Source organism: Novosphingobium organovorum (assembly GCF_022832435.1).
GTDB lineage: Bacteria > Pseudomonadota > Alphaproteobacteria > Sphingomonadales > Sphingomonadaceae > Novosphingobium > Novosphingobium organovorum.
Map to the genome: position 1 here is coordinate 1 of NZ_JALHLF010000225.1, position 1,904 is coordinate 1,904.

Annotated in this window: 2 protein-coding genes and 1 pseudogene; 2 read left to right on the forward strand and 1 reads right to left on the reverse strand. The window is 66.6% G+C overall.

Features of this window, described 5'->3' with window-relative positions; translation table 11 throughout:
* Positions 1 to 548: formate dehydrogenase accessory sulfurtransferase FdhD (locus MTR62_RS20860; RefSeq protein WP_244024568.1), on the reverse strand; the 548-nt coding region annotated here is incomplete at its 3' end.
* Positions 549 to 847: 299 nt separating this feature from the next.
* On the opposite strand from MTR62_RS20860, the gene accD reads away from it, so the two are divergent.
* Together accD and MTR62_RS20870 are read left to right on the forward strand one after the other, a co-directional pair.
* Entirely contained in the window at positions 848 to 1,696 is an 849-nt protein-coding gene (gene accD / locus MTR62_RS20865) for an acetyl-CoA carboxylase, carboxyltransferase subunit beta (protein WP_244024570.1), read from the forward strand.
* A pseudogene (locus MTR62_RS20870) lies at positions 1,693 to 1,904 on the forward strand (acetyl-CoA carboxylase biotin carboxyl carrier protein); the annotation flags it as partial. The gene accD and the pseudogene MTR62_RS20870, both read left to right, overlap by 4 nt.

The window sequence follows — 1,904 nt, forward strand, 5'->3', positions numbered from 1 at the left end:
CCGCGCAGCGCCGTGAGCGCACGCGCCACCGCCGCGCGTCGCAGCCGCAGCGTGGAGACCACCTGTGGCAAGGGCCGCAGCGCCGTCTCGATCCCGTCGAGCCCGCAGATACCGCAGGAACTGTCGCCGATGCGCCGGCGCGCGCGATCGAGCACCGGCCCCAGACACTCGGCCGGAAGCGCGACACGCGCCACCAGTCCTTCGCCCCAGGCGCCCTCCTCGACCCGGTGCAACGCGATCGCCCCGATCTGATCGGCCCGCGCCAGACCTTCGGCCATAAGGAAGCCGGTCACGAAATCCTCGACAGCGATGGGACTGGCCATCATCACGGCAAAGGCAATGCCGTTGATCTCGATCGCGACCGGGCATTCGAGCGCCAGCGCGCGCGCGACCAGAAGCGGCGCGCCGTCCGCCCTGCCTCCGGCCTCGCCGTAGCCAACTTGCGCAAAAGTCGCCTCGCGCGTGGCCAGCGCGCGCGTTTCGACCGGCCCCAACCCGGCAATCGAGGCCCCGTTTTCCGGCCCGACGGGCTCGCCGCCTGTATCCACCTGAGGTTCCACTTGCGTCATGGCGTCAACCTAGCGCGCGACTTTGCTGCGGTCACGCGCATATATGTATACATATACAAGCAGTTATCCCCACTTACCCGCTCCCTTGGCACGCCCCGTCGCGGTACAAATTGCCAAATTGGCTTGCTAGGCAGAGCGGACTTCCCCTAAACGGGCGCGCCAGAGATAGGGTCGATGGGCTGTCCGCCCGCGGATGAGACAAGGCACACACCGCATGCGCGACGGCGACCAGCGCCCGACCGGCATTGAATTTTCGCAAGAGATTGGTTGAACATCCCATGAGTTGGCTGAGCAAGGTCCGCAATTCGCTTTCGAGCCTGAACAAGCGTGACACCCCCGACAACCTCTGGATCAAGTGCCCGAGCTGCGGCGAGATGCTCTTCACCCAGGAGTTCGAGGCCAACCTGTCCGTGTGCCCGCGCTGCGAACACCACGGCCGACTGACCGCGCAGGCCCGCTTCGACCAGCTGCTCGACAGCGGCTACCGCGTGCTGGCCACGCCCGATGTCGTGGAAAACCCGCTGAACTTCCGCGACACCAAAAAGTATACAGACCGCCTCAAGGCCGCGCGCGCCAGCAATCCCTTCCCCGATGCGCTGACCAACGCGCTGGGGGCAATCGAGGGCCACAAGGCTGTCCTGGGCGTCCAGGACTTCAAGTTCATGGGCGGCTCGATGGGCATGGCCGTGGGCGAGGCCTTCGTGGCCGGCGTCGAGACCGCGATTGCCGAAAAGTGCGGCTACATCATCTGCACCGCCGCTGGCGGGGCGCGCATGCAGGAAGGCATCCTCAGCCTCATGCAGATGCCCAAGACCACGGTCGCGACGCGGCGCCTGGCCGCAGCGGGCCTGCCCTACATCGTCGTGCTCACCGATCCCACCACCGGCGGCGTCACCGCAAGCTACGCCATGCTCGGTGACATCCAGATCGCCGAACCGGGGGCGCTCATCGGCTTTGCCGGCCAGCGCGTCATCCAGGACACGATCCGCGAAAAACTTCCCGACGGCTTCCAGCGCGCGGAATACCTCCACGACCACGGGATGGTCGACATGGTGGTACACCGCAAGGACCTCAAAGGCACGCTGGCACAGCTCCTCGGATACCTTGAACGAAAGGAAGCCAAGTGAATATCGACAGCGCCCTTGTCCGCGAGCTCGCCGAGCTGCTGGCGGAAACCGGCCTCTCGGAAATCGAGGTCGAAGACGGTGATCGCAAGATCCGCGTCAGCCGCCAGATGATCCAGCAGATGAGCGCCGCACTGCCCGCGATGGGCTACGCCCCGGCAGGGCTGCCCGCGGCTCCCGCCGCCGCGCCCGTCGCCGAGGCCGCCCCCGC